The following is a 24,203-nucleotide window of genomic DNA, read 5'->3' as shown; positions in this document are numbered from 1 at the left end:
CCCCTCATGACCACCGACATCGCACGTAAAGCGGACGAGGCGCAGATCAGGGAGCTGCTGGAGGACCGGGCGGCCGCAACTACGGAGCGGGACGCGCGGCGGTTCCTCTCCTCCTGCGCGCCGGACATGGTGGACTTCAGCCTCGCCCCTCCGCTGCAGTTCACGGGTCCGGAGGCGCTGGACCGACATGCCGTCGAGGCCTGGTACGCGACCTGGAAGGGTCCGATCGAGGTGTCGCTGACCCAGGTCGAGATCACGGTCGGCGACGATGTCGCGTTCAGCCACAGCATCAACCGGATGCACGGGACGAAGGCGGACGGCTTCGAGGTGGAGCTGTGGAGCCGGGCCACCGTCGGACTCCGCAAGATCGACGGCACCTGGAAGATCACGCATACGCACAGCTCGGTGCCGTTCCTGATGGACGGGTCGGGACTGGCTGCCCTGGACCTCACGCCATAGGGCGACCGGGGCCTCCTTGCGCCCCGGCGGCCGACGCCGCTCAGCGCGGCAGCGAGTGGCGCCGGTAGGTGACCTGATTGTGGCGGACGCGGGTGACCTCGACGGTCAGGTGGCGGTCCTGGCCGAGCGGGAAGTGCGCCGTACAGCGCACCTCGGCATACGGCACGGGCCGGAGGTCGTCGGAGCAGTGCACCGCGTCGGGCCCGTTGCGGAAGGGCAGGGTGAGCTGGCCGCTGAGCGTTCTGGCGATCTCGGTGCGCAACACGGTGTGGGTCCCGCCGTCGAGTTCACTGGTGGCGTCGCGGTCGCGGAGACGGACGGCGGCGAACGCGAGCACGCCCGCCATGGCGAGGGCGGTGACGAGGCCGAAGACGAGGCCGCGCCGTGGTGGATCTGCGAACACCGCCGTCAGCTCCGGGTGCCGCGGGTGCGCCCCCGGCGGGCGAGGGCTCCCCAGCCGGCCGCGGCCAGCAACAGCACACCGCCCAGGGTCGTGGCGGCCCGGCCGGTGCCGGCCGCGCCGCCGAGGCCGGTGTCCGCGCCGCCCTGGGGCACGACCTCCTCGGCACCGGAGACCATCATGGTGCCGGTGAGGGTCTTCCGGCCGTCGCCGGATTCCTGCCCGTGCCCCTCGTCGCGTCCGCTGCCGTGGTCGTCGCCGTCCGCGCTGCCGCGTGCCTCGCCTTGTTCCTCCTCGCCCGCCGGGCCGGTGTCCAGGGCGCTCTGCCGGGCTCCGGAGGCGCTGCCACAGGTGACGGTGACCTGGTAGGAGCCGGGCGCGGTGCCCTCCGGCACGACCGCGGTGCCACCGAGCCGGCTGCTCTGGGCGGAGAGCTGCATCGTGGGGATGTCCGCGTCGTCGAAGGTGACCTCCGCGGTGTCACCGGAGCAACTGCCGCCGTCGGAGACGGAGAAGGCGGCGCCCGGTGCCACCGGGTCGGGCTGGATGACCACCGCATTCGCGGTGACCGGCGCGGGGCCGGCCTCGGCCGCCGTCCCGGTGACGGCCTCGGTGGCGGCGTCGGCACCGTCGCCGTCACCGAAGAGCGTGACGGACAGCGCCAGGGCGCCGGCCGCCAGCGCGTAGAGAGGAATGTGGCGTATGTGCATAACCCGAGACAAGCGCCCGCCCCGGCGGTGCGCACCTCGATGGTGTGCCGCGTCCGGGGCAACTTCCGGGGAAGACGCCGTAGTGCCGACTGTTCTCGCAGGTCACACGGGTGCGTACGCCCCGGACGGCGGAACGTGCGGGATGGGCTTTCCGGGTGGTGCACCAGGGCGGCCCCGGGACGTGCACCTCACACCGCGTGAGGATGCCCCGCCGCTCACGCCTCCAGCTGGAGGTCCCATTTGCCGGACCGGCCGGTGAGCGTGGTCACCGACAGCGGCCGGACGTCTATGCGCCAGTACGAGTGCGGTGGCGCCTGGAGCGCATAGACCAGGGCGGCGCGGACGACACCGGGCTCGGCGACCGCGAGCAGCCCGTCGGCGTCCTCGACGGGCCGGGTGTCCAGCCAGCTGCCGACGCGGGTGATGAAGGCCAGCAGTGACTCCCCGCCGTGCGGTGCGGAGCGCGGGTCGGCCAGCCAGGCTTCCACCGCGCGCGGTTCGTCGGCGGCCACCTCACCCAGGGTGCGGCCGTGCCAGCGCCCCATGTCGCAGTCCCGCAGCGACGGCTGGGCCAGCGGGCCCAGGCCGAGGGCCTCGCCGGTGTCCCGGCAACGGGCGGACGGCGAGCAGTAGCGCAGTTCGGCGGCGGCGAGCCGGCACAGGACGGGCGCGGCCCGCTCGGCCTCGTGCCATCCCGCGGCGTCGAGCGGACGGTCGTCGCCGAACCGCGTGCCGAGCAGCGAGGAGCTGCGGCCCGCGGCGAGCAGCTTGAGTCGGACACTCATTCGCCGATGGTAAGAGCAGCACCGTCCGAGCGACCCCGGTTGATCAGATCTCGACAGGCCCCGGGTCGATCAGCCCCAGGGTCATCCACTGCTCCGGGGACACCAGGGTCCGGAAGCCGACCTTCTCGTACACGCCGTGGGCGTCCTTGGTGGCGAGCGTCAGCCGGCTCAGCCCGCAGGGCGTCATATGGTCGGCGATGGCCTCGACCAGGGCGGTGCCCAGGCCCTTGCCGCGGTCGTCACGGCAGATGTAGACGTCGCAGAGCCAGGCGAAGGTGGCATGGTCGGTGACCACCCGGGCGTAGCCGGCCTGACGGCCGGAACCGGCCTCGTACAGACCGAAGTTGAGCGAGCCCGCGACGGCGCGGTCATGCAGCTCCCGGGGCCGGTCCACGGCCCAGTAGGAGTCGGTGGACAGCCAGTCGTGGACCAGGCCGGCGTCCAGGCGCGCCGGATCGGTGGAGATCTCGAAGCCGTCGAGGGCGTGATCGTTCATGGCGGGAGGTTCGCAGAAGGGCGGGGGCGGCGTCGAGCCGATTGCCGACGGGCACGGTGCCGGCGGCCCGCCGCGCCCGCGCACCGCCGCCTCCTCCCCGCCCGGCCCGTCAGCGCGCGGGAACGCCCAGCTCCTCGCACGCCGTACGGAGCCTGCGGACGCCTTCGGTGATCTCGCCGGTGCCGGACGCGGCCGCGAAGCTCAGCCGCAGATGCGCGGCCGGCGGCTCGGCGGCGAAGTACGGCCGGCCGGCCGCGACCGCGACGCCCGCCCGCAGCGCCGCACCGGTCAGCGCCGCCTCGTCGGTGCCGTCCGGCAGCCGCAGCCAGAGGTGGTAGCCGCCCGGCGGGAGGTAGGGGCCGCCGGGCGCGGGGTCGTGCCCGTATGCCGCCCCGTGCGCCGGGCCCCGCTCGGCGAGCGCGGGCAGCTGCTGGTGCAGGGCCGCGGTCAGGGCATTCCGGCGGGCGGTCAACTCGGCGGCGATCAGCCGCAGATGGCGGGCCCAGGCGGGCGATCCGACGAGTTCCAGGGCGGCTTCCTGGAGCGGGCCCGGCACGAAGAAGCTGTCGACGACCTGGATGGCGCGGAGCCGGTCGAGAACCGGGCCGTGGGCGGCCAGGGCGCCCACCCGCAGGTTGGGCGAGGTCGCCTTGGTGAGCGAGCGGACATGGACGACCGTGCCGTCCCGGTCGTCCGCGCTCAGGGTCGGCGGCAGCACGGGAGCGTCGTCGTGGACCAGCAGCCGCGCGAAGTCGTCCTCGACCACGAAGGCACCGGCCGCGCGCGCCACTCGCAGCACCTCGCGGCGCCGCTCGGCGGCCAGCACCGCGCCGGTCGGGTTCTGGAACAGCGGCTGGCAGACGAACACGCGCGCGCCGCTGGCACGGAAGGCGTCGGCGAGCAGATCCGTACGGACCCCGTCAGCGTCCACCGGTACGGGCACCGGCCGCAGCCCGGAGGCGCGGGCCACGGCCAGCATGCCCGGGTAGGTCGGGGACTCGACGAGCACCGGGGCGCCGGGCGCGGCCAGGGCGCGCAGCGCGGCGGTCAGCGCGCTCTGGCCGCCCGCGGTGATCAGGACGTCGCTGGCCGCGAGCGGGCCACCGGGGCCGGTGATCTCCCGTGCGAACCAGGCGCGCAGTGCGGGCACGCCCCCGACCGGTGGCCGCGCCCAGGCACCCGGCCGGCGTCCGGCCCGTGCCAGTGCGGCGGCGAGGGCGCGTTCGGGCTGCAGATCGGGGTGCAGATAGCCGCCGTTGAGTTCGATGACGCCGGGGGCGGGGGTGGCGAGCGTGGCCAGCACTCCCGAGGCGTCGACGCTGCGTGGCACCTGGTCGCCGGCCGGCTCCGCGCTCAGCGCGATCTCCTGCCAGGAAGTGTCGGCCGGCCGGGGTGCCTCGCTGCGCGGCTCGGCCCGGAAGGCCCCCGCGCCGGGCCGGGTCACGACCAGGCCCTCCGCCGTCAGCTCGGCGAGCGCCCGGGAGACGGTCACCGGGCTGACGCGATGCCGCTCCACGAGGACACGACTCGAGGGCAGCTTCTCTCCTGGAGAGTAGCGGTTCAGCTCTCTGCGGAGAGTCGCGGCCAGTTCTGCCCCACTGCTACGCTCTTGCATGAGAGACAACGATAGCGCTACCGCTCCGGTCGCGATAGCGGTCAGCACCCCGGGCGCCCCGGCAACTCCCGCCCCGTGCACCCCGCAGACCGCCGCCACCGCCCGCAGCGCCCTCGTCGGCCGTGGCGCCCTGCTCGCCGCACTCGGCGTCGCCGCCTTCTCCCTCACGTTCCCCGCGACCGCATGGGCGCTGGAGGGCATGGGCCCCTGGACGGTGGTGATGCTGCGCAGCGTGCTGGCCACCGTGCTGGCCGGCGGCGCACTGGCCGCGTTCCGGGTACGCCTTCCCGAGCGGCGCCACTGGTCGGGCATCGCGGTCGTCGCGGGCGGTGTGGTCCTCGGTTTTCCGCTGCTGACCACCCTCGCGCTGCAGACCTCCACCACCTCGCACGCGGCCGTCGTCGTCGGCCTGCTGCCGCTGACCACCGCCGCCTTCTCGGCCGTACGGACCGGCGCCCGGCCCTCCCGTACGTTCTGGGTCGCCTCGCTGGTCGGCGCCGTCGTCGTCATCGGTTTTGCGGTGCAGCAGAGCGGCGGGGCGCCGGGTCGCGGCGATCTGCTGCTGTTCGCGGCCCTGCTGGTGTGTGCGGCCGGCTACACGGAGGGCGGCCGGCTCGCCCGCCATATGCCGGGCTGGCAGGTGATCGGCTGGGCGCTGGTGCTGGCGCTTCCGGTGACGGTGGCGGGCGCGGCGCTCGCACTGTCCACGGAGCCGCTGCGGCTCACGGTGCACTCGGTGGGCGGGCTGCTGTGGCTGGCGTTCGGCTCGCAGTTCCTCGGGATGGTCGCCTGGTACCGCGGGATGGCCGCGATCGGCATCTCCAAGGCGAGTCAGCTGCAGCTCGCCCAGCCGCTGCTGACCCTGGTCTGGTCCGTGCTGCTGCTCGGCGAGCGGCTGCCACCGGCCGCCCCCGCGGCGGCGCTGGCGGTCCTGGCGTGCATCGCGGTCACCCAGCGGGCCCGTGGCTGACCGGCCGCCGGGAGGGGATGAGACTGGCGTTACCGGGTGCGGGCGCGGTCCGCGGACGTAAACTTGCCGCGACGGCAGGTACCGCCGTCCGGGTCACGCCAGGCCCGCGAACCGTGGAAATCGTTGGCCGTTCAACCGTCGGCCGTCGCACTGTCGGCTACCGGTCGTACGGCCACCCCGAGGCGGGGAGGACCCTGATGCATGCAAACAGGGGCGACCGGCTGGTGGTGCACGGCAGGACCGTCGGGCATCACGACCGGGTCGTCGAAATAGTCGAAGTCATGGGAACGAACGGCGATCCGCCCTACCGCGTCCGCGCCGAGGACGGACATGAGGCGATCATCTCGCCCGGCCCCGACTCGGTCGTCCGGCACGGCGAGGTCAAGGACGTCAACCCTGACCGGTAGCCACCGGAGCCGGCCGGCAGGCACCGGCCCCGGCCGGTAACGGAAAACCCAGGCGGACCGTCTCAGCGGCCCGCGCGGATCCTTCCGGCACCCGCGCGGGCCGCCCTACGTCCGCGCCGTGGCGGTGTAGTGGTCGCGCACGATCCTCGCCATGGCCCCCGCCCGGTCCTTGGCCACCTCCTTCGCCGAGAAGTAGACATGGCCGCCCACCTGCGGATAGCCGTGGGCGAAGGTGAGATGGCGGGAGAGTTCGGCCGGGTCCTTCCAGGCGGCGGGCTGTGCGTCACCCGCCTTGTAGAGGGCCTCGCCGATGTAGAGGTCCACATCCGTGCCGTCGACGGTCCGCGCCCACCAGGGCACGAGTTCGGCGTAGTCGGCGGCCGTGAAGCCGAGGGGCCAGTAGACCTGCGGCACGATGTAGTCGAGCCACCCCTCGCGCACCCAGCGGCGGGTGTCGGCGTACAGGTCGTCGTAGGTCTGCACCCCGGCCTGGGTGCGGGAGCCCTGCTGGTCGGTGGTGCGATTGCGCCAGACCGCGAACGGGCTGACACCGAACCGCACCCGGCGCCCGGCCCGCCCGCTCCCGTCATGGAGCCTGGTCGCCATCTCGTACACCAGCCGGTCGATGTTGTCCCGGCGCCAGGCCGCCCGGCTCTCGAAGCCGCTGCCGAACTCGTCGAACGCCGCATCGTCGTCGAACCGCTGGCCCGCGACCGGATACGGATAGAAGTAGTCGTCGAAGTGCACGCCGTCGACGGGGTAGCGCTGCACCGCGTCGAACATGGCGTCCTGGACGAAGCCGCGCACCTCCGGCAGGCCGGGGTTGTAGTAGAGCTTGCCGCCGTACGGGAGGACCCAGCCGGGGTGCCGGCGGGCGGGGTGGTCGGGCGTGAGCCGCTTGGGATCGGTGTGGTTGGCGACCCGGTACGGGTTGAACCAGGCGTGAAGTTCGAGATTGCGCCGGTGGGCCTCGCGGACCGCGAAGTCGAGCGGGTCCCAGCCGGGGTCGCGGCCCTGCTGCCCGGTCAGGTACTGCGCCCATGGCTCGTACGGGGAGGGCCACAGGGCGTCCGCGGTGGGCCGCACCTGGAAGAACACCGTGTTCAGCTTGCGGGCGACGGCCGTGTCGAAGTGGGCGCGCAGTTCGCGCTGTTGCTCGGCGGGCTGGAGCTTCGCGCTGGAGGGCCAGTCCAGGTTGGCGACCGTCGCCAGCCACATGCCCCGCATCTCGCGTCGCGACGCGCCGTCCGCGGGCGTCGCCGCCCCCGTGGTGAGCAGCGAAGAGGCCGCGCCCAGCGCGGCCACCGCGAACCCTCTGCGTGTGATACGCCTCATCAAAAGTCCCCAGGTTGTCCGGTTTATCCCTTCCTGAGGGCTCAGAATGCCCGCCCCGGCACCCTTAGCACAGCACCGCGCGGAGTAACGTCGGGCCCGAGGCGGGCGCCGGACCCTTACGGCGTACCGCCGGTCCTGAAGATCAGCGAAAGGCACGATGTGACCGACATCGAACGCGTCGGAGTGGTCGGTTGCGGCCAGATGGGCGCAGGCATTGCCGAGGTGTGCGCCCGCGCCGGACTGGACGTCATGGTCGCGGAGACCACCGGCGAAGCTCTGGAGCTGGGTCGCACCCGTTTGACCAACTCTCTCGGCAAGGCCGCCGAGCGCGGCAAGATCACTGCCGCGGAGCGCGACGCGACGCTCGACCGCCTCAGCTTCACCACCGACCTCGGTGAGTTCGCCGACCGCGATCTCGTCATCGAGGCCGTGGTCGAGAACGAGCAGGTCAAGACCGAGATCTTCCAGGTCCTCGACCAGGTGATCACCCGGCCGGACGCCATCCTGGCGTCCAACACCTCGTCGATCCCGCTGGTGAAGCTGGCGGTCGCCACCTCCCGCCCCGACCAGGTCATCGGGATCCACTTCTTCAACCCGGCACCGGTACAGAAGCTCGTCGAGCTGATCCCCGCCCTGACCACCGGCGAGGAAACCATCAAGCGCGCCGAGGCCCTGGTGCAGGACGTGCTGGGCAAGCATGCGATCCGTGCCCAGGACCGCTCGGGCTTCGTCGTCAACGCCCTGCTCATCCCGTACCTGCTCTCCGCGATCCGGATGTTCGAGTCGGGCATCGCCAGCCGCGAGGACATCGACAACGGCATGGAGCTGGGCTGCGCCCACCCGATGGGCCCGCTCAAGCTGACCGACCTGATCGGCCTGGACACCGTGGCCTCGGTCGCCGCCTCCATGTACGAGGAGTACAAGGAGCCCCTGTACGCCGCTCCCCCGCTGCTCGCGCGGATGGTCGACGCGGGCCGGCTGGGCCGTAAGTCGGGGTCGGGGTTCTACTCGTACTGAGGGAGCGCGCCGGCACCGCCAAGTGGCGCTGTTCCAGGGTGAGTTCATTCTGGAACAGCACCGACGGCCGGCCCGCCCCGGGTGGCTCTTCGCCGCCTGTGCGACCACACGGGGCCGCGCTCTGGCCGGCCGCGAGCTCTACCTGCCCAAGTCCTGGACCGGCGACCGCAAGCCCTGCCGTGCCGCCCGCGTTCCCGGCGAGCGCAACTTCGCCCTCAAGGGCAACCTTGCCCGCGCCATGATCGGACGCCCCGCGGTCTCCCCGTTCCCCATCGCCTGGGTCACCGCCGATTGCGCCTACGGGAAGGACTCGCGTCCTCTCCCGATTCGCGGGGATCGCAGATGTCGATCTAGTATCTGACCTGCTCATGCCATGTGGTGACTGACGTACCGAGCTGCCTGGCATGCGCCGAAGTCGTGACAGGTCGACACAAGCGGGGGCGGAGCCGGATGGGCAGCGAGCTGTCGACCGGGACGACGGAACTGCGCGCGCAGATGGCCGCGTTCCTACGGGGTGAAGGGGATCCGCAGGCGCTGGTCGAGGCCGCGCAGGGCGCGGAGCTTCTGCTCCCCCTGCTCGGTGAAGGCGCCGTGTGGAGTGGCGAGTTGGACGACCTTCGCTGGCTGTTCGCGTTCACCAGCGCAGGTGAGATGCACGCCTTTCTGCAGCAGAAGTGGGAGGCAGCCGAGCCCGGCGAACTGCCCGCCGAACTGGCCCGGTACGCACGCTACCTGCGCGTGAGCGGTGAGGAGCTGTTGCAGGAGCTGCTTCCTGAGCTGGTGGAGCGGGACCGGGTGCCGATGGGGGTCGTGGTGGACGTGTCCTCCGGACTTCGCGCCTTCCTGCCACCCGTGTCCGGAATCGTGCCGGACGGTATTGCGCTCGACAAGGAATCCGTCGTCAAGGGGGAGCTTGCCGCATGGTGAGCGGTGGTGGTTTCGGGGTCGATCCGCAGATCCTGAAGCAGGTGTCCAAGGGCATCAACGATGCGCTGGACGAGCTGAAGAAGATCACGGATGCGACTGAGGCGTCCACGGGTCAGGGCTTCTCCGATCTGTCGGTGTCGCCGACCGTGATGGGGCACTCCGTTGCTTCTCAGATGCTGGACGACTTCGCCGAGCGTTGGGGCTGGGAGGTCCAGGCGCTCCTGGACGAGGGCGACGACGTGGCCGGGACGTTGGATCTGAACGCGGGCTACTACCAGGAGGCGGAAGAGTACGGCACGGGCGTCCTCAAGGACGTGGTGCTGTCCGCGACCGCGGACCCGACGCTGACCTCGGAGAAGGCGGAGAAGATGTCCTGGAGCCAGGTGGGCGGCAAGATCGAGGACGCCTACACCCCCGACTACTCCATGGACAGTTTCAAGGACGCTTCCCAGGAGAGCCGGAAGAACCTCTCCCACGCCTGGACGGACGTCACTGAGACCGGAGTGGTCGGGAGCCACATCGGGGTGGTGAAGGCCGTCGGCTCAGCAACCTTCAGCGGTGACGACGACGGGCAAGACGCCGGCACTTCGGCGAAGGAGAAGTGATGGGCTTCTTCGACGATGTGGACCGCGTCACCCAGTCGGCCCGCGACACGTTCGCCGACGGGGTGCAGACCGTCGCCCACGGTACTGCGGTGATGCTTGATGACGTGGGCGCACACGGCTGGGCGGACAAGGCCGACGCAGCCGGCTCCTGGGCGGCCGACAAACTGGGTGCCCAGACCCGCGAGCTCGAGCTGAACGAGACCGACGACCCCGCCCTGCTGCTGCACGGGGACGCCAGCAGCATCCGTAAGTCCGCCCGGCAGGTGAAGAAGTTGGGCGCGGCCTTCGAGCGTACCGGCCTTGCGCTGCGGAAGATGGATCCCTCGGACTGGCACGGAAAGGCCGCTGACCGCTTTCGCGAGAAGGTGCAGACCCACCCCAAACGCTGGCTGAGCGCCGCCGACTCGTTCGAGGACGCGGCCGATGCGCTGGATCACTACGCCGACACGGTCGAGTGGGCGGGTAAGCAGGCCCGCGAGGCGGTCGAGCGTTGGAAGCAGGCCCAGAAGCAGACCGCGGCGGCCCTGAAGCAGTACCAGCGCAAGGTCGACGAACACACCCAGCAGGCCAACGCCGCCGGGCACCAGCCGGCGCAGGAGCCGGACCCGTTCCACGACCCCGGCACCGAGGGACGCAAGTCCGCAGAGCACCTGCTCAAGACGGCCCGCAGCCAGCGCGACAGCGCCGGCGCCCAACTGACCGCGAAGCTCGCCCGAGGCATCGGCCGGGCACCTGCCGAACCCCAAGGCTTGGACCGCCTCAAGCGCGAAGCCGGCAACATGGTGAAAAACCAGCTGGTCGGGGCCGAGCACCAGCTGGGCGGCATCGTCAAGACCGGCACCTCGTTGCTGCGCCTGGTCCGCACGGTCAACCCCCAGGACCCCTACAACCTGACCCACCCGGCCGCCTACACCACCCACCTCACCAGTGTCGCCGGCGGCCTGATTCACACTGCCAACCACCCCACCGAGCTGGTCAAGGGCCTCATCGGCGAGGGTTGGAGCACCGACCGCAACCAGGCCATCGGCGCCTTCGCGACGAACTTCCTCGGCGGCGGAGGCGCCGTGAGCAAGGTCGGAGCCAAAGCCGTCGCCCACGGCATGGAAAGCGCTGCCGCCAAAGACGCCGCCAAGACCGCCGCCAAGGACTCCGCCGGCGTTGCCAAGCACGCCGATGACGCGGCCGACGCAGCTCGGCACGCCGATGATGTGGCAACGCATTCCGATGATGTGGCCGAGCACCCCGATGATGTGGCCGAGCACCCCGATGATGTGGCCGAGCACCCCGATGACGCCGCCGGGGCAGGTAAGGATCTGGACCCGGACGACCCTCGCAGCCTTCCCGCAGCCGCGGACAAGAACGTCGACGTCGACAGCATCAGCCACACGCCGGTGTGGCGCGAAGACCACGAGCCGCTGTACCGCAACGACAGCCGCCATCCCCAGGAGATCTTCGACCAGGGCTTCCATCCACGCGACCCGTCCAACGCAGACCTTTATGGCTATGTGGAGGGCAACCAGTCGTCGGCCTTTGTGGGCACCACCAAGGACGCCGATGCCGACTGGCTGACCAAATACCGGTACGAGGTGGATGCTCCCGGCGGCATCGACGTCAACCAGACCTTGCCGAACAACAAGTACCGAGGTGAGGAGGAGATCGCCTTCGCCGGCGGCATCGACCGCAAGCACATCAAGGGAGCCTGGGAGATCGACCTCCGCACCGGAACCAAGGGAGAATGGATACCGAACCCCCACTACGAGCCTCATATCCCCAAAAAACCCGTCGCTCCCGCCCCTGAAGCACCGCCCTCCAGTCAACTGCCCGAAGGATGGACCCAATGAGTGGCCACCAGGTCCCCGACCGTTTCGACGTCCTCGCCTTCAACGGCGACCAGCAGGCCGACGCCGTCCTGTGCTGGGAGGGCGAAAACTACGATTTCACCGTGACCGCCGACGGCCCTTGGGGGCATGTCACCGGCAGAGCGGATGACTGCTTCGAGGCGCTCACCCGCACCCGCGAGCAGATCGAACCCCAGGGGTGGCTCCTGGGTGTCAACGGCTCGCGTCGCGACACCTGGCCCTCCGGGATGTGCCGTGACATGGGGGGTTTCCTCGTCTACCGGCTCAGGCCCGGGCTTCGCCCCACCAGCGCCGATCGCATCCAGACATTCCACCCCGCATCCCGCGAGACGCTGGCCACTGTCGCCGAGCAGATCGCCTTCGAAGAGCAGTGGAGCCAGTCGCTGTGACCACCCCGGCCGGCCCTGCCCCCGCCGTTCCCCCGGTCACCGAGGCTCTGCGCGCCCAGGCCGCACAGCAGCGCGGCGGCTACGTGTACGCGATCGACCCGTGCTTCGACCCCGAGGGCGCCGTCCCCCCGTACGGCATCGTCGGCGGCTGGTCCGTCGGCAGCTCCGGCCAGCTCGTTTCCTTCACGCACAACCAGAACTACCGCCCGTCGCCGATGGCGTTGGAGTTCCCGTCCCCTGTCACCGCCCTGGACGAAGCCCTGCAACGCGCCGTCACCGGTTACGGCAGCGAGCAGGAACTCCTCACGGCCTTCCGCGACGCCACGCTCCTCCTGTTCGCCCAGGAGGGGCAGACCGGCTTCTACACCGTCGTCGAGGACGACGGCAGCCGCTACATCCCGGCCTTCACCCACCCCACCCATGCCCCCGACACCTGGCACCAGTGGCAAGAGACCACCGGCCGTCACCTCTCCGCCACCGGCCTCCCGGTCCGCCTCAACCCCGGCCACCGCATCAGCCTGACCATCCCGGGCGAGGCCGGGAATCAAGCCGGTGGCGAGAACGCCGGCCCCAACTCGTCGTCCCCCACCTCGTCCTCCGGCCTCCCCGAAACCCTCGTGGATGCCCCGCTGCTCGCCGCCGGCCTGCTCGCGGCGCTCGGCCGCCGACGCCGCACGGCCCTGTGGCAGTCCGCCATGGGCGCCAGGGGACGTCGCACCCCGGAGCTTCGCCGGCCAACGGGTGTCGCCGCCGATACCCAAGATGCGCTGCTCGTCGGGGCCGACCCGCAGGCCGTACGCGATCTCGACCATGCCCTGCGGGGACTGGCGTCGGCCTTGACCGTCGAATCGCGCACCCTGCCGACCGTCTATGTTGCCTGGCTCACCGACAGCGAGCTCACCCTCCAGCTCGCCCATCCCGCAGGTAAGCCCCCAGCGCCATGGCAGCTCGGTCAGGACGAGACGATCTGGCGCATCCAACGGGCCGACATCCCGGTGCACGAAACAGACACCGGCACTGCCGCCCCCTACCCGGGCCTGGTCAGCCTCGGCAGCCTCGACGGCGCGCGCCTGCTGCTGAACCTCGAAGCCGCCCCCGGACTCGTCTCACTCACCGGCACGCACGCGGACCAGAGCGCCGTCCTCACGTCGGTCGCCGCGGAACTCGCCACCAGCGGCTGGTCGGACCCAATGACAGTCACCCTCGTCGGCTTCGGCACGGAACTCACCACGCTCGACCCCACCCGCGTCCGCCACTTCGACGACATCGAAGCCCTCCTGGTAACCATGGACGCTGAAACCCGGCAGCGGCGCGGTGCCCTCGCCACGGCGGGCCACGACTCCGTACTCACCGGCCACGCCGGCTCCGCACAGCAGACCCAATGGGCGCCCCACCTGGTCCTCCTCGCCGCACAGCCGACCGAGGATCAGGCAGCGAAGATCGCCGAGCTCGTTGCCGACTCCGGCCGACTGGGCATCAGCTACCTGGCCGCCACCGAGGAGAACGGCCTGCCGGGCGCGACCTGGAAACTCGAAGTCACCCCCGACGGACGCCTCCTGGCCCCGCTCCTCGGCCTGGAACTGCAAGCACAGCTCGTGCCCCGGGCCCAGTACGATGCCGTGGTCCAGCTCTTCGCCGGCGCCACACCCGACGACGGCCGCGACCCGGACCCCAGCACCCCGCAGTTCATGGTTGACATCACCCCGAGCGGACGACCCGCGGTGTACGCACGGCTGGTCGGCACCTACGAGATCACCGGTCTCGACATACCTGACGCCGAGCACAGCCCGCTTCTCCACGAGGCGCTGGTCATGCTCCTGCTCCATCGCGAAGGCGTGCACCCGCGCGTTCTGGCCTCCGGGCTGTGGCCCAGCGGCGTAACCGAGGATGTCCGTGACGCCCTCATCGAACGCCTGCGAACCTGGCTGGGGAGCGACCCCGACGGAACCCCGCGGCTCGGCACCGACACCACCGGTCGGCTCACCCTCGCGCCGTCCGTGGTCTCCGACCTCGACGTGCTCCGCACCCTCCACTACGAGGCCACCGCGGGCAGAGGCGCAAGTAACGCACACATACGGGAACGCCTGCTCAACGACGCCCTGGCACTCGCCCACGGCCCCCTGCTCGCAAACCGCCCACAGGTCCGCTACACCTGGCTTTCCCACGAGATCAGCGAGGCCCAGCTGCCCCTACTGGTGGCAGACGTCGCACTGGCCCTGTCCGCCCACCACTTGGAGGCCGGCAACCCGACACCAGCGCTCAACGCCCTCAACACGGCCTTGACCACCACGCCGACGGACGAGCGACTCTGGAACGAACTTCTACGCGCCGCACACGCCACAGGCGATGCGGCCAAGCTCGAATCGACAGCAGCATCGCTCATTGCCCGCAATCACGAGCACAGCGGCGGCGCCCGTAGCCTCCCGCCCCGCACCGAGGCCCTCCTCGACGAGCTCTTGCCGTCCTGGCGTGACGCCCGGTCTACTGCAGACTGATGCCCCATCTGCAGCAGAACCGCGCGCAGTGGCTTGGGCACACCTCGCCGTAGGCTGGGCCGTAAGTCCGGGTCGGGCTTCTCCTCGTACTGAGCCCCGGGGCCGTCCGCCCGCCGCTCGGGGGAAAACCGGCGGGCGGACCCCGGGCCGGCGGGCGCCCGTCCGCCGGCGTCGGCCCCCGTGGCACCTTCGAGTCAACTCCCGTGCGGGCGCGTACGGGAGCGTGTGAACCGCCCCGGCCGGAGTGCGCTCTTCACACCCCGTACGAATGAGGCCCGTCCGTCACCCCGCGTCACTTCACACGGGGTGCGAACCGCAGACCCGCATATCCCCGCCGCACACGCTCCCGTCCTTCACCGCAGCGCAGTTGACTGATGCCCGTACGGACAACGAAGTCGCTGACTGAAGGAATGAGGAGCGGACCGTGACCGCCCACCCCGAACGCGATCTGGTCACCGCCGACTTAGCGGAGCTGAGGCGTCTCCTGGACGTCCGCACCGCCCGGGTCGACGGCCAACTCGCGCTGCTTGCCCAGCGCTCCGAGCAGAACACACGTGACGCGGACGACGTGCAGGTCCGCGTCACACGTTTGGAGACCACCCGCTGGCCACTGCCGTCCCTCGCCGCGCTCACGGGGCTCGCGGCGCTGGTGGTCGCAGTGTGGCAGGCCATGGGCCGATGACCGCCGGCCGCAGTCACCGGCCAGGTCCGCTCAGCCCAGCCGGATGTGATGCAGCATCAGCAATGCGGCGGCCATGTTGGCGGCCGGCACCTCCCCTCGGGCCACCATGTCGGGTACCAGCTTCAGTGACACCCACTCCCGTCGCTCGGATTCGAAACCGTCCTGGGGCGGGCCGGTGTACGCGCCCTCCTCGGACCAGTAGATGTGATGCCGTGCATCGGTGAGGCCGTTGGAGGGCTCCACCGTCAGGAGATGGTGGAGGGGTCCCGGGCGCCACCCGGTCTCCTCCTCCATCTCCCGGGCGGCCGCCGCCGCGATGTCCTCGCCGTCCTCGACGACACCGGCGGCCAGCTCCCAGCCCCAGGTGTCGGTGATGAACCGGTGCCGCCACAGCAGCAGCACCTCGTTGGCCTCATTGACCACCGTGGCCACGGCGACCGGCCGCATCCGGATCAGATAGTGATCCAGGTGACGGCCGTCGGGCAGTTCCACATCGGCCAGATTGACCCGGAACCAGGGATTCTTGTAGACGGGCTTTTCGCTGAGATTGTTCCAACGCACGTAACTGCCACCTTCCGCTGAGGAGCCGGCAAGGTGACACGAGCCCGGTCACAGCGGAACGCGCAGCACCTCGTCGATGAGATCGGCAGCCTCGTCCGTCGCGGAGCTCCCGGTCTCCGCCAGATGCTCGCGCACCGCCCGCAGCCGGTCCCGCAGCCGTTGCGACTCCATGCCCCGAGCCTGCTCCGTCATCTGCGCGGCATTGGCCACGGCCCGGTCCGCATCGCCTTGGCGCAGCTCGATATGGGTGAGCATGGCCAGCCGGTGGACCCGGCCGCGGTCGTGTGCGGGGGTGTCGACGGCGGCGTCCGCCTGCTCCCGTGCGGCCCGCAGGTCACCGAGGCTGAGCAGCGCCTCCGCCACTTGTACGTTCACCAGGCCGGGCTGGACGTAGCCCGTCTCGGCCGGCTCCAGTCCGGGCCGGATGCGCTCCGCAGCCGCCTCCGCACGCCGGATGCACGACAGCGCGCTGGCGCCGTCGCCGAGCCGGGCGTAGGACTTGGCCTGCATCGCGTAGAGGTCCGCGGAGAGCGCCGGGGTGATCTGCGGACCCGCGGCCCGCAGCGCCGCCTCCGCGAAGGCGACCGCCTGGCGGTATTCCCGTACGAAGAGGGACTGGTTGACCAGCAGCGCGATGACATACGCGCCGAGGCCGCGGTCCCCGCTGGCCTTGGCCAGCCGTAACGCCTGGTGTAAATAGCGCTGGGCCAGCCCGAGAGCGTCCGAGTCGTACGCGCAGATGCCCGCGACCGCGACCAGCCCGCCGGTCGCCCGGTGGAGCTGACGCCCCGTCGCATCGCTGTAGCTGCCCCGCAGCAGCGGCGCCGCCTCGGCATTGAGGAACCCCACGATGCGTGCTCTGGTAGCGATACCACCCGCCTTCCGGTACATCGTCTCGTAGTGCGTCCGCGCGGCGCGCAGCATCTCGATGTCGGCCATACCGACCCTCGTCACCCCGTCGCGCGACACATCGGCGTCCTCGGGAGGGTTCTCCCACTCCCACACGGGGATGACCGCCGACGTGCCGGTGAGCGCCGGGGCGTCGAGGATGTGCGGCCGTTGCTGCTCATCGGACCGCCACAGCGCGGTGGCCCGCTCGACGAAACCGGACAGCGGGGTATCGGCGGCACGCCGCGACCCCGGACCGCTGAACCCGATGTCGTCGAGTCCGACCGGCCGGTGCAGCCGTTCGCCGAGGATCTCGCAGATGAGGTCCGGCACCTGCCCGCGGGGCCGCTGCCCCTTCAACCACCGTGCCACCGCCGTGTGTTCGTACCGCAGTGCCAGACCACGACACCGGCCGAGCTGGTTGATGCGCGCCGCGAGCCCGGCATGCGAGATACCGGCCTCGTCGAGAATCGCGTCGAGCAGGGTATTGGGCTCCATACCGGCCTCCCGGTGAGCCGGGCCCGCCCACGGACCATCAGCTCATGGCCTTGTCGACTTCACCACTCCGTCAGATGAGCGTAGTCAAGCGCCCCTCACACGGGGTGTGAAGGGCGTCGACACTCAACGCGGCGCGCAACCCCGCAACATGTACGCGATCACCGCATCGAGGCCGGACTCGACCTCCTCGGCGGAGAGCACACTGCTCACCGCGAAGCTGGCGAAGCCGTGCAGGGTGGTGAACACCGGCATCCCGATGCTCTCGACGGGCCCTTCCCGCACCTCACCGCTGCGCTGCCCTTCGGCGACCAGCTCCGCCGCCATCGCCCCCAGCCGCTGCGCCGCCGTGATCAGCGCCTCGGACGCCGCCGGATCGTGCTTGACCGTGTACATGAGGTCGAGCAGCTCGGCGTTGGCGATGGCGAAGTCCACATAGGCGCGGACGAAGCCGCCGAGCCGGTCGGCGAACGTCTCGCCCGCCGACGCCCCGGACGCGGCCAGGGCCTCGTCCAGCCGCTCGAACCCGGCCAGCGCCAGCGCGTCGAGCAGCGCCTGCTTGTCCTTGAAGTGCCGGCTCGGCGCGGCATGGCTGACGCCGAGCTCACGGGCCAACTCCCGCAGGGACAGGGCGCCCGGTCCCTTCTCGCGGAGCGTCTGCTCGGCGCGGGTGAGCAGCGCGGCGCGCAGGTCTCCGTGGTGGTAACGACGAGTCTGCATGACCGCCATCCTATCCCCCGTGTATGCACTGGCTACATTGTTGGCATTGACAGCATTGTTGGCGTTGCCTACATTGGGCCCATGACTCACACCCCGAAATGGAACGCAACCGACATTCCCGACCAGACCGGCCGCACCGCGGTAGTGACCGGCGCCAACAGCGGCCTCGGCATCGCCACCGTCGACGCCCTCACCCGGGCCGGCGCCCATGTCGTCCTCGCCGTACGGGACACCGCTCGAGGGGAGGCCGCCGCCGGCACCGTGCGGGGCGCCCGGGGCAGCGTCGAGGTCCGCCGCCTCGACCTGGCCGACCTCGCCTCCGTACGCGAGTTCGCCGCCTCCTGGCAGCGCCCGCTCGATCTGCTGATCAACAACGCCGGCGTCATGAACATCCCGGAGTCCCGGACCAAGGACGGCTTCGAGATGCAGTTCGGCACCAACCACCTCGGCCACTTCGCGCTCACCGGCCTGCTGCTGCCCTACGTCACCGACCGCGTGGTGACCGTGGCCTCCGGAGCCCACCGGATGCCCGGCAACCGCATTCACTTCGAGAACCTGAACCTGACCGGCGCCTACCGTGCCGTCACCGCCTACAGCCAGTCCAAGCTGGCCAACCTGCTGTTCACCCTGGAGCTGCAACGCCGTCTCACCGCCGCGGGATCGCCGGTGCGCGCCCTCGCCGCGCACCCGGGCTGGGCCGCCACCAACCTCCAGGGCGCCGACGTCAGCGTGCTGCGGCGTGCGGTGATGCGGGTGGGCAACCGCCTGGTCGCCCAGGACAACAAGGCCGGTGCGCTCCCCACGCTCTACGCCGCCACCCAGGACCTGCCCGGCGCCTCCTACCTCGGCCCCGACGGGCTCGGCGAGATGCGCGGCGCACCGACGATGGTCGGCAGGACGGCCGCGGCCACCGACCCGGTGAACGCCAGGCGCCTGTGGCAGGCGTCCGAGGAACTGACCGGCGTCACCTTCCCCCCGTCGATCGGCCAGGAGGTCACCGCGGAAGGCGCACGCCAGTAGGCGGGGCGCCGGGCGGCTGCGCCGGCACCCGCACCCGGTCATTGCTCAGCATCACCAACGCCACGTCATCGGTGAGGCGCCCGCCCGCATGCCGCAGCAGCGCCTCCCGCACCTCCCCGACCACCCCCGCCGGCGAGGGTCCGCACGGCGCCGCGGCCGCCTCGACACTGCTGCGCAGCTGCTGCGCCAGCGGGAAGAACTCCCCCGTCGCATCCCGGGCGTCGGCCGCCCCGTCGGTGTGCAGAAACAGCCCCTCACCGGGACGCAGCCGCCCGCACCGCACCGTGGACAGCTCCTCGGGCAGCGGAAACAGCCCCAGCGGCGGCATCGGCTCGGCCGGTGCGACCGGGGCGACGGCCTGGCTGGCGACCCGGTAGGGCCATGGATGCCCGCAGTTCAGCGCCGTGACGGACCCGTCCCCCGCCACCTCCAGAAGCAACAGGGTCACGAACTCCTCCGCGAGCACACCCGCCGGCTCCCCGCCGCCGGCCGCCGGCCACCCGACGAGCGCCCGCTCCCGCAGATGCCGCTGGTGCGACCGCTCCAACCGGCGCAGCACCTCGCCCAGTTCGGGCTCGTCGTGCACCACCTCACGAAAGCTGCCGAGTATCGCCGCGACCGTACCTATCGCCTCCAGGCCGTGCCCGCGCACATCTCCGATCACCGCCCGCACCCCGTGCCGGGTCCCCACCACCTCGTACAGATCCCCGCCGACCATGGCCCCCTCGCTCGCGGACAGGTGGTCGGCCGCCAGCAGCACACCGTCGATGCGCCGGGGTAACGGCCGCAGCACCACCCGCTGCGCGGCAACGGCGACCTCCCGGGTGCGCTCCAACTCCCGTATCAGCCGCAGCCGCCGCCCGGCCGTCAGATAGCTGGCACCGATCACCGCGAGGATCGCACCGCAGGTCATCATCCGCGTCCCCGCCCCGGCCCCGGGCTCCACCTCGCCGAACGGCACCAGCGCGAGCAGCGCGCACAGCCCGCCGAGCAGCACACACTGGCGACGGCCGGTGCCCGCGCAGGCGATGGCCGGTGCGGCGGCGAGCAGTTGCAGCAACTGGCCGCTGGTCGGACGGCACAGCTCCCAGGCCACCACACCGAGTACCCAGAGGCCGGGCAGGACGAAGACGAAGGCGCGCCGGGCGGTTGCCGCTCCGGCGCGTGCTCCGCCCTTCGCCCAGGTTCGGATCATGCCGATGGCCCCCCTAGCCGGTGGTCCCCTAGCAGGCGTTGAGCGGGTCGGTCGGGCTCACTGCCGCGCTCACGCGGGCCGCCTCGACCGGGTTGATTCTCGCGACGTTACGTGGCCGTCCGACGACGATCCGTACACCATCACCCGATTGAGTGATGGTGTACGGATCTGATCGTCTGGCTGGGGCCGGCGGGCACGCCCACGGTGGCCACGAGGGCCGTCAGCGCACCCCGGCCCGCCCCACCGTGCTCACCGGACCCGCCTGCCGCACAGCGAAAAGGGTGTGGGCGCGAACGGTCTCACCGTCCGCGCCCACACCCTTCCGGCACGCCGTCGCGGGCCACGCCCACGCTCAGCCGCGCAGCGCCGCCCCCGTCCGCTCCACGGCTGCCGCGACCGCCGCGTCACGGGCCGCCGAGGCCTCCTCGGCCGTCAGCGTCCGGTCGGCGGCGCGGAAGCGCAGCGCATACGCCAGCGACTTCTTGCCCGCGCCGATCTGCTCACCGGTGAAGACGTCGAACAGCCGCAGCGACTCCAGCAGTTCACCCGCACCGTCGCGCAGCGCGCCCTCCACCTCCGCGGCCGGAACGGTGTCGTCGACCACGAGGGCGACATCCTGGGTCGCGACCGGGAACGCCGAGATCTGCGGGGCGCGCAGCGGTCCGGCGCCGGCCCGCTCCAGACGGTCCAGGTCGATCTCCATCGCGCAGGTGCGCTCGGGCAGGGCAAGCGTCTTGATGACCCGCGGGTGCAGCTCACCGGCGTTGCCCACGAGGATCTCCTCACCGTCGGCGACGGCGAGCAGCGCCGCGCAGCGGCCCGGGTGGAACGGCGCATGCTGATCCTGACGGACGATCAGCTCGACCCCCGCCTCCCGCGCGACCGCACGGCCTGCCTCGACGGCGTCCGCCCAGGTCGCCGGGTATCCGCCGCCCCACCAGCCGGCCTGCTCACGAGCTCCGGCGAGTACCACGGCGGCGCGCCGCGGCTGCTGGGGAAGGGAGGCGTCCAGCGAGGCGATCTCGTCGTCGGTCGGCCGGCGGTCGACGACCAGCCGGCTGGCCGGCTGCTCGTCACCGGTCGCCCGGAAGACCGGTCCGGTCTCGAAGAGCGCCAGATCGTGCGTGCCCCGGCCGTAGTTGCGGCGCAGCGCGTTCAGCAGACCTGGGATCAGCGTCGTGCGGAGGTCGGGCTCCTCGTCGGAGAGCGGGTTGACGAGGGTGACGGCCGCGCGGCGCGGGTCGTCGGGCTCGATGCCGAGCTGGTCGAGGACGTGCGAGCCGGTGAATGGGTAGTTCAGCGCCTCGACGTAGCCCGCGCCGGCCAGCACCCGGCCGACCCTGCGGTGCAGCCGCTGACGCTCGGTCAGCCCCCGGCCGGCCGGCGGCTTGGGGAGGGTGGAGGGCAGGTTCTCGTAACCCTCCAGCCGGATGACCTCTTCGGCCAGGTCGTTCGGCTCGCTGAGGTCCGGCCGCCAGGACGGCACGGTCACGACCAGCTCGTCCTGCCCGTAGACGTCGCAGCCGACCTGCTGGAGGCGTCGGACGACGGTCTCCCGGCCGTAGGCGACACCGGCGACCTTGTCCGGGTGGTCGGCGGAGACGGTGATCGTGCGCGGCCCGCGGGGCGTGACGATCTCGGTGACGCCTTCCTCGGCGGTGCCGCCCGCGAGCAGCACCAGCAGGTCGACGGTGCGCTGCGCCGCGGCGGAAGCGGCCTCCGGGTCCACCCCGCGCTCGAAGCGCTTGGCGGCCTCCGAGGAGAGCTTGTGCCGACGGGCCGTACGGGCGATGGAGAGCGCGTCGAAGTGCGCGGCCTCGATCACGACGTCGGTGGTGCCGCTGAGCTGACCGGTCTCGGAGTCGGTGGCCGCACCCGCGATCTCGGTGTTGGCGCCGCCCATGACACCCGCGAGGCCGATGGGGCCGCGGTTGTCGGTGATGACCAGGTCAGCGGCGTCGAGCACCCGCTTGGTGCCGTCCAGGGTGGTCAGCTTCTCGCCGGGGTTCGCCCGCCGGACGCCGATCGGGCCGTCCACGCTGGTGCGGTCGTAGGCGTGCAGCGGCTGGCCGAGCTCCAGCATCACGTAGTTGGTGATGTCGACGGCCAGCGAGACCGGACGCATCCCGGCCTTCTGCAGCCGGCGCTGCATCCACAGCGGGGTGCGCGCGCCGGGCTCCAGGCCGGTGACCGTACGGGCGGTGAAGCGGTCGCAGCCCATCGGGTCGGAGACCTGGACGGGGTAGCCGGCCGAGTTGGGCGGCGGCACATCCAGCAGCGCCGGGTCGCGCAGCGGCAGGCCGTAGGCGGTGGCGGTCTCACGGGCGACACCGCGCATCGACAGACAGTAGCCGCGGTCCGGGGTGACGGCGATGTCCAGCACCTCGTCGACGAGCTCCAGCAGCTCGATGGCGTCGGTGCCCACCTCGTGCTCGGGCGGCAGCACGATGATGCCGCCCGAGCCGTCGTCGCCCATGCCCAGCTCGTCGCCGGAGCAGATCATGCCGTGCGAGGTCTTGCCGTACGTCTTACGCGCGGCGATCTTGAAGTCGCCGGGCAGCACGGCGCCGGGGAGCACCACCACGACCTTGTCGCCGACGGAGAAGTTGCGGGCGCCACAGACGATCTCCTGCGGCTCACCGGTGCCGTTGGCGTCACCGACGTCGACGGTGCAGAAGCGGATGGGCTTCTTGAAGCCCTCCAGCTCCTCGATGGTCAGCACCTGGCCGACGACGAGCGGGCCCTTGAGGCCGTCGCCCACCCGCTCGACGGTCTCGACCTCCAGGCCGACAGCAATGAGCTTGGTCTGTACGTCACGGCCGGACTCGGTCGTCGGCAGGTCGACGTACTCCCGCAGCCAAGAAAGCGGGACCCGCATCAGATCTCCATCCCGAACGGCCGGGTGAACCGGACGTCGCCTTCGAACATGTCACGCATGTCTTCCACGTTGTGCCGGAACATCAGCATCCGGTCGATGCCGAACCCGAAGGCGAAGCCGCTGTACTTCTCCGGGTCGACGCCGCAGGCGATGAGCACCTTGGGGTTGACCATTCCGCAGCCGCCGAGCTCGATCCAGCCTTCGCTGGAGCAGGTGCGGCAGGGACGGTCGGGGTTGCCCACGGACGCGCCACGGCAGACGTAGCAGACCATGTCCATCTCGGCGGACGGCTCGGTGAACGGGAAGTAGTTCGGCCGCAGCCGGGTCTTCATGTCCGGGCCGAACAGCGCCCGGACCATGTGGTCGAGGGTGCCCTTGAGGTCGGCCATGGTCAGGCCCTCGTCGACGGCGAGCAGCTCGATCTGGTGGAAGACCGGGGAGTGCGTGGCGTCCAGCTCGTCGGTGCGGTAGACCCGCCCCGGGCAGACGACGTACACCGGCGGCTCGCGGTCGACGAGCGTACGGGCCTGGACCGGCGAGGTGTGGGTACGCAGCACGACGCCGGACTCGTCGTCGGTGCTGTTGCCCTGGACGAAGAAGGTGTCCTGCATCTGGCGCGCCGGGTGGTCGGGCACGAAGTTGAGGGCGTCGAAGTTGAACCACTCCGCCTCGACCTCGGGGCCCTCGGCGACCTCGTAGCCCATGGCCACGAAGACGTCCGCGACCCGCTCCATGAACGTGGTCAGCGGGTGCCGGGCACCGGCCGGGGTGCGGTCGTAGGGCAGCGTGACATCCACCGCCTCCTCGACCAGCACGCGGGCGTCGCGCTCCGCCTCCAGCTCCTCCTGGCGGGCCTTGAGCGCCTGGTTCACCCGGCCACGGGCCTGGCCGACGCGCTTGCCGGCGTCCGCCTTGGCGTGCGGCGGCAGGGCGCCGATCTCACGGTTGGCGAGCGCGAGCGGCGAGCGGTCGCCGGTGTGCGCGACCTTCACCTCACGCAGCTCCTCAAGATCGGCCGCGGCGGCGATGGCGGCCAGCGCCTCGTCCAGCCGTGCGGTGATCTCTTCCGGTTTCAGGGCTTCGACCTCGACAGGGTCGTACGACTTATTGGGTGCGGACATCTCTTCCCGTGCTTCCGGTGGACTGGCTTGGCTTGGCTCGCGTCGCCTCGGCTCCTCGATCACAAAGGCCGGAGGCCGAGCCCGCGCTGTGCCCGCGATGCCTGTGCGCCAAAGGTGCCAATGGTCAAGTCTAAGGGGGACGGGCCGCGCGGCCGGCCCGCACCCCGTGCGGGG

General features: G+C 71.3%; 23 protein-coding genes and 1 pseudogene. 12 read left to right on the top strand and 12 right to left on the bottom strand.

Translation table 11 applies throughout. The features are described 5' to 3' along the window. The first annotated feature begins 6 nt into the window (after nt 1-6). Complete coding sequence (locus ACWGI6_RS17725; protein WP_453268357.1) at nt 7-459, top strand: YybH family protein; 453 nt, start codon at nt 7-9, stop codon at nt 457-459. 40 nt (nt 460-499) lie between these two features. Here the strand turns inward: ACWGI6_RS17725 and ACWGI6_RS17720 are convergent, their stop codons facing one another. From ACWGI6_RS17720 to ACWGI6_RS17700, 5 genes are all read right to left on the bottom strand, one after another. Further along, nucleotides 500-862: a DUF4333 domain-containing protein gene (locus ACWGI6_RS17720; RefSeq protein WP_393909466.1), complete on the bottom strand. Its 363-nt coding sequence runs from the start codon at nt 860-862 to the stop codon at nt 500-502. A 5-nt stretch (nt 863-867) separates the two neighbouring features. Next, nucleotides 868-1,569 carry a hypothetical protein gene (locus tag ACWGI6_RS17715; protein ID WP_453268356.1) on the bottom strand — a complete coding sequence of 234 codons (702 nt, stop codon included), beginning with the start codon at nt 1,567-1,569 and terminating at the stop codon, nt 868-870. A 215-nt stretch (nt 1,570-1,784) separates the two neighbouring features. Continuing rightward, the gene (locus tag ACWGI6_RS17710; protein WP_453268355.1) at nt 1,785-2,354 is read right to left on the bottom strand and encodes a histidine phosphatase family protein; all 570 of its coding nucleotides are present in this window, start codon (nt 2,352-2,354) and stop codon (nt 1,785-1,787) included. A gap of 43 nt (nt 2,355-2,397) precedes the next feature. Then, a complete protein-coding gene (locus ACWGI6_RS17705; protein WP_393909469.1) occupies nt 2,398-2,850 on the bottom strand; it encodes a GNAT family N-acetyltransferase in 453 nt (150 codons plus the stop codon). Between the two features lie 109 nt (nt 2,851-2,959). Continuing rightward, the gene (locus tag ACWGI6_RS17700) at nt 2,960-4,465 is read right to left on the bottom strand and encodes an aminotransferase-like domain-containing protein (RefSeq protein ID WP_453268354.1); all 1,506 of its coding nucleotides are present in this window, start codon (nt 4,463-4,465) and stop codon (nt 2,960-2,962) included. Between ACWGI6_RS17700 and ACWGI6_RS17695 the strand changes: the two genes are divergently transcribed. Both ACWGI6_RS17695 and ACWGI6_RS17690 read left to right on the top strand, forming a co-directional pair. After that, nucleotides 4,464-5,435 carry a DMT family transporter gene (locus ACWGI6_RS17695; protein ID WP_453268353.1) on the top strand — a complete coding sequence of 324 codons (972 nt, stop codon included), beginning with the start codon at nt 4,464-4,466 and terminating at the stop codon, nt 5,433-5,435. The genes ACWGI6_RS17700 and ACWGI6_RS17695 overlap by 2 nt on opposite strands. Nucleotides 5,436-5,632: 197 nt before the next feature. Further along, nucleotides 5,633-5,842 (top strand): DUF1918 domain-containing protein, encoded by a 210-nt coding sequence (locus tag ACWGI6_RS17690; protein ID WP_453268352.1) that lies wholly within the window; start codon nt 5,633-5,635, stop codon nt 5,840-5,842. A gap of 105 nt (nt 5,843-5,947) precedes the next feature. Here the strand turns inward: ACWGI6_RS17690 and ACWGI6_RS17685 are convergent, their stop codons facing one another. Then, nucleotides 5,948-7,177 (bottom strand): glycoside hydrolase family 10 protein, encoded by a 1,230-nt coding sequence (locus tag ACWGI6_RS17685; protein ID WP_453268351.1) that lies wholly within the window; start codon nt 7,175-7,177, stop codon nt 5,948-5,950. Between the two features lie 159 nt (nt 7,178-7,336). Here ACWGI6_RS17685 and ACWGI6_RS17680 point away from each other — a divergent pair, with 159 nt between their 5' ends. The 8 genes and pseudogenes from ACWGI6_RS17680 to ACWGI6_RS17645 all read left to right on the top strand — a co-directional run bounded on the left by ACWGI6_RS17680 (nt 7,337) and on the right by ACWGI6_RS17645 (nt 15,151). Next, nucleotides 7,337-8,194, top strand: coding sequence for a 3-hydroxybutyryl-CoA dehydrogenase (locus tag ACWGI6_RS17680; RefSeq protein ID WP_393909474.1), 858 nt, complete (start codon nt 7,337-7,339; stop codon nt 8,192-8,194). A gap of 85 nt (nt 8,195-8,279) precedes the next feature. After that, nucleotides 8,280-8,510 (top strand): annotated as a pseudogene (locus ACWGI6_RS17675) (transposase); the annotation flags it as partial. A gap of 134 nt (nt 8,511-8,644) precedes the next feature. Further along, nucleotides 8,645-9,121: a hypothetical protein gene (locus ACWGI6_RS17670; RefSeq protein WP_453268350.1), complete on the top strand. Its 477-nt coding sequence runs from the start codon at nt 8,645-8,647 to the stop codon at nt 9,119-9,121. Continuing rightward, nucleotides 9,115-9,726 (top strand): hypothetical protein, encoded by a 612-nt coding sequence (locus ACWGI6_RS17665; protein ID WP_453268349.1) that lies wholly within the window; start codon nt 9,115-9,117, stop codon nt 9,724-9,726. The genes ACWGI6_RS17670 and ACWGI6_RS17665 overlap by 7 nt, the downstream gene beginning before the upstream one ends. After that, the gene (locus ACWGI6_RS17660) at nt 9,726-11,567 is read left to right on the top strand and encodes a putative T7SS-secreted protein (protein WP_453268348.1); all 1,842 of its coding nucleotides are present in this window, start codon (nt 9,726-9,728) and stop codon (nt 11,565-11,567) included. The genes ACWGI6_RS17665 and ACWGI6_RS17660 overlap by 1 nt, the downstream gene beginning before the upstream one ends. Next, nucleotides 11,564-11,974 carry a hypothetical protein gene (locus ACWGI6_RS17655; RefSeq protein WP_453268347.1) on the top strand — a complete coding sequence of 137 codons (411 nt, stop codon included), beginning with the start codon at nt 11,564-11,566 and terminating at the stop codon, nt 11,972-11,974. Before ACWGI6_RS17660 ends, ACWGI6_RS17655 begins: the two co-directional genes overlap by 4 nt. Beyond that, a complete protein-coding gene (locus ACWGI6_RS17650; RefSeq protein ID WP_453268346.1) occupies nt 11,971-14,469 on the top strand; it encodes a type VII secretion system-associated protein in 2,499 nt (832 codons plus the stop codon). The genes ACWGI6_RS17655 and ACWGI6_RS17650 overlap by 4 nt, the downstream gene beginning before the upstream one ends. A 424-nt stretch (nt 14,470-14,893) precedes the next feature. Next, nucleotides 14,894-15,151: a hypothetical protein gene (locus tag ACWGI6_RS17645; protein WP_453268345.1), complete on the top strand. Its 258-nt coding sequence runs from the start codon at nt 14,894-14,896 to the stop codon at nt 15,149-15,151. 30 nt (nt 15,152-15,181) lie between these two features. Here ACWGI6_RS17645 and ACWGI6_RS17640 read toward each other — a convergent pair whose 3' ends face one another. The 3 genes from ACWGI6_RS17640 to ACWGI6_RS17630 form a co-directional block, all read right to left on the bottom strand. Then, nucleotides 15,182-15,712, bottom strand: coding sequence for an NUDIX domain-containing protein (locus tag ACWGI6_RS17640; protein WP_393909484.1), 531 nt, complete (start codon nt 15,710-15,712; stop codon nt 15,182-15,184). A 48-nt stretch (nt 15,713-15,760) separates the two neighbouring features. Then, nucleotides 15,761-17,098 carry a transcriptional regulator gene (locus tag ACWGI6_RS17635; protein WP_453268344.1) on the bottom strand — a complete coding sequence of 446 codons (1,338 nt, stop codon included), beginning with the start codon at nt 17,096-17,098 and terminating at the stop codon, nt 15,761-15,763. A gap of 123 nt (nt 17,099-17,221) precedes the next feature. Beyond that, nucleotides 17,222-17,815 carry a TetR/AcrR family transcriptional regulator gene (locus ACWGI6_RS17630; protein WP_453268343.1) on the bottom strand — a complete coding sequence of 198 codons (594 nt, stop codon included), beginning with the start codon at nt 17,813-17,815 and terminating at the stop codon, nt 17,222-17,224. 81 nt (nt 17,816-17,896) lie between these two features. On the opposite strand from ACWGI6_RS17630, the gene ACWGI6_RS17625 reads away from it, so the two are divergent. Then, nucleotides 17,897-18,835 (top strand): oxidoreductase, encoded by a 939-nt coding sequence (locus ACWGI6_RS17625; protein ID WP_453268342.1) that lies wholly within the window; start codon nt 17,897-17,899, stop codon nt 18,833-18,835. Here ACWGI6_RS17625 and ACWGI6_RS17620 read toward each other — a convergent pair. The 3 genes from ACWGI6_RS17620 to pheS all read right to left on the bottom strand — a co-directional run bounded on the left by ACWGI6_RS17620 (nt 18,810) and on the right by pheS (nt 24,029). After that, nucleotides 18,810-20,030: a PP2C family protein-serine/threonine phosphatase gene (locus ACWGI6_RS17620; RefSeq protein WP_453268341.1), complete on the bottom strand. Its 1,221-nt coding sequence runs from the start codon at nt 20,028-20,030 to the stop codon at nt 18,810-18,812. The two genes, ACWGI6_RS17625 and ACWGI6_RS17620, sit on opposite strands and share 26 nt — an antisense overlap. 352 nt (nt 20,031-20,382) lie before the next feature. Beyond that, a complete protein-coding gene (gene pheT / locus ACWGI6_RS17615) occupies nt 20,383-22,908 on the bottom strand; it encodes a phenylalanine--tRNA ligase subunit beta (protein ID WP_453268340.1) in 2,526 nt (841 codons plus the stop codon). Next, nucleotides 22,908-24,029 carry a phenylalanine--tRNA ligase subunit alpha gene (gene pheS / locus ACWGI6_RS17610; RefSeq protein WP_453268339.1) on the bottom strand — a complete coding sequence of 374 codons (1,122 nt, stop codon included), beginning with the start codon at nt 24,027-24,029 and terminating at the stop codon, nt 22,908-22,910. Before pheS ends, pheT begins: the two co-directional genes overlap by 1 nt. Between the last annotated feature and the right edge of the window lie 174 nt (nt 24,030-24,203).

The sequence above is a fragment of the Streptomyces sp. NPDC054786 genome (genome assembly GCF_053611685.1).
The sequence above is the reverse complement of the archived record's forward strand: the minus strand, read 5'-3'. Positions and strand labels throughout refer to the sequence as shown.

Coding starts and splice junctions, on each gene's coding strand:
- ACWGI6_RS17725 (WP_453268357.1), top strand. CDS start 7: ATGACCACCGACATCGCACGTAAAGCGGACGAGGCGCAGATCAGGGAG.
- ACWGI6_RS17715 (WP_453268356.1), bottom strand. CDS start 1,569: ATGCACATACGCCACATTCCTCTCTACGCGCTGGCGGCCGGCGCCCTG.
- ACWGI6_RS17710 (WP_453268355.1), bottom strand. CDS start 2,354: ATGAGTGTCCGACTCAAGCTGCTCGCCGCGGGCCGCAGCTCCTCGCTG.
- ACWGI6_RS17705 (WP_393909469.1), bottom strand. CDS start 2,850: ATGAACGATCACGCCCTCGACGGCTTCGAGATCTCCACCGATCCGGCG.
- ACWGI6_RS17695 (WP_453268353.1), top strand. CDS start 4,464: ATGAGAGACAACGATAGCGCTACCGCTCCGGTCGCGATAGCGGTCAGC.
- ACWGI6_RS17700 (WP_453268354.1), bottom strand. CDS start 4,465: ATGCAAGAGCGTAGCAGTGGGGCAGAACTGGCCGCGACTCTCCGCAGA.
- ACWGI6_RS17690 (WP_453268352.1), top strand. CDS start 5,633: ATGCATGCAAACAGGGGCGACCGGCTGGTGGTGCACGGCAGGACCGTC.
- ACWGI6_RS17685 (WP_453268351.1), bottom strand. CDS start 7,177: ATGAGGCGTATCACACGCAGAGGGTTCGCGGTGGCCGCGCTGGGCGCG.
- ACWGI6_RS17670 (WP_453268350.1), top strand. CDS start 8,645: ATGGGCAGCGAGCTGTCGACCGGGACGACGGAACTGCGCGCGCAGATG.
- ACWGI6_RS17665 (WP_453268349.1), top strand. CDS start 9,115: ATGGTGAGCGGTGGTGGTTTCGGGGTCGATCCGCAGATCCTGAAGCAG.
- ACWGI6_RS17660 (WP_453268348.1), top strand. CDS start 9,726: ATGGGCTTCTTCGACGATGTGGACCGCGTCACCCAGTCGGCCCGCGAC.
- ACWGI6_RS17655 (WP_453268347.1), top strand. CDS start 11,564: ATGAGTGGCCACCAGGTCCCCGACCGTTTCGACGTCCTCGCCTTCAAC.
- ACWGI6_RS17635 (WP_453268344.1), bottom strand. CDS start 17,098: ATGGAGCCCAATACCCTGCTCGACGCGATTCTCGACGAGGCCGGTATC.
- ACWGI6_RS17630 (WP_453268343.1), bottom strand. CDS start 17,815: ATGCAGACTCGTCGTTACCACCACGGAGACCTGCGCGCCGCGCTGCTC.
- ACWGI6_RS17625 (WP_453268342.1), top strand. CDS start 17,897: ATGACTCACACCCCGAAATGGAACGCAACCGACATTCCCGACCAGACC.
- ACWGI6_RS17620 (WP_453268341.1), bottom strand. CDS start 20,030: ATGATCCGAACCTGGGCGAAGGGCGGAGCACGCGCCGGAGCGGCAACC.
- pheT (WP_453268340.1), bottom strand. CDS start 22,908: ATGCGGGTCCCGCTTTCTTGGCTGCGGGAGTACGTCGACCTGCCGACG.
- pheS (WP_453268339.1), bottom strand. CDS start 24,029: ATGTCCGCACCCAATAAGTCGTACGACCCTGTCGAGGTCGAAGCCCTG.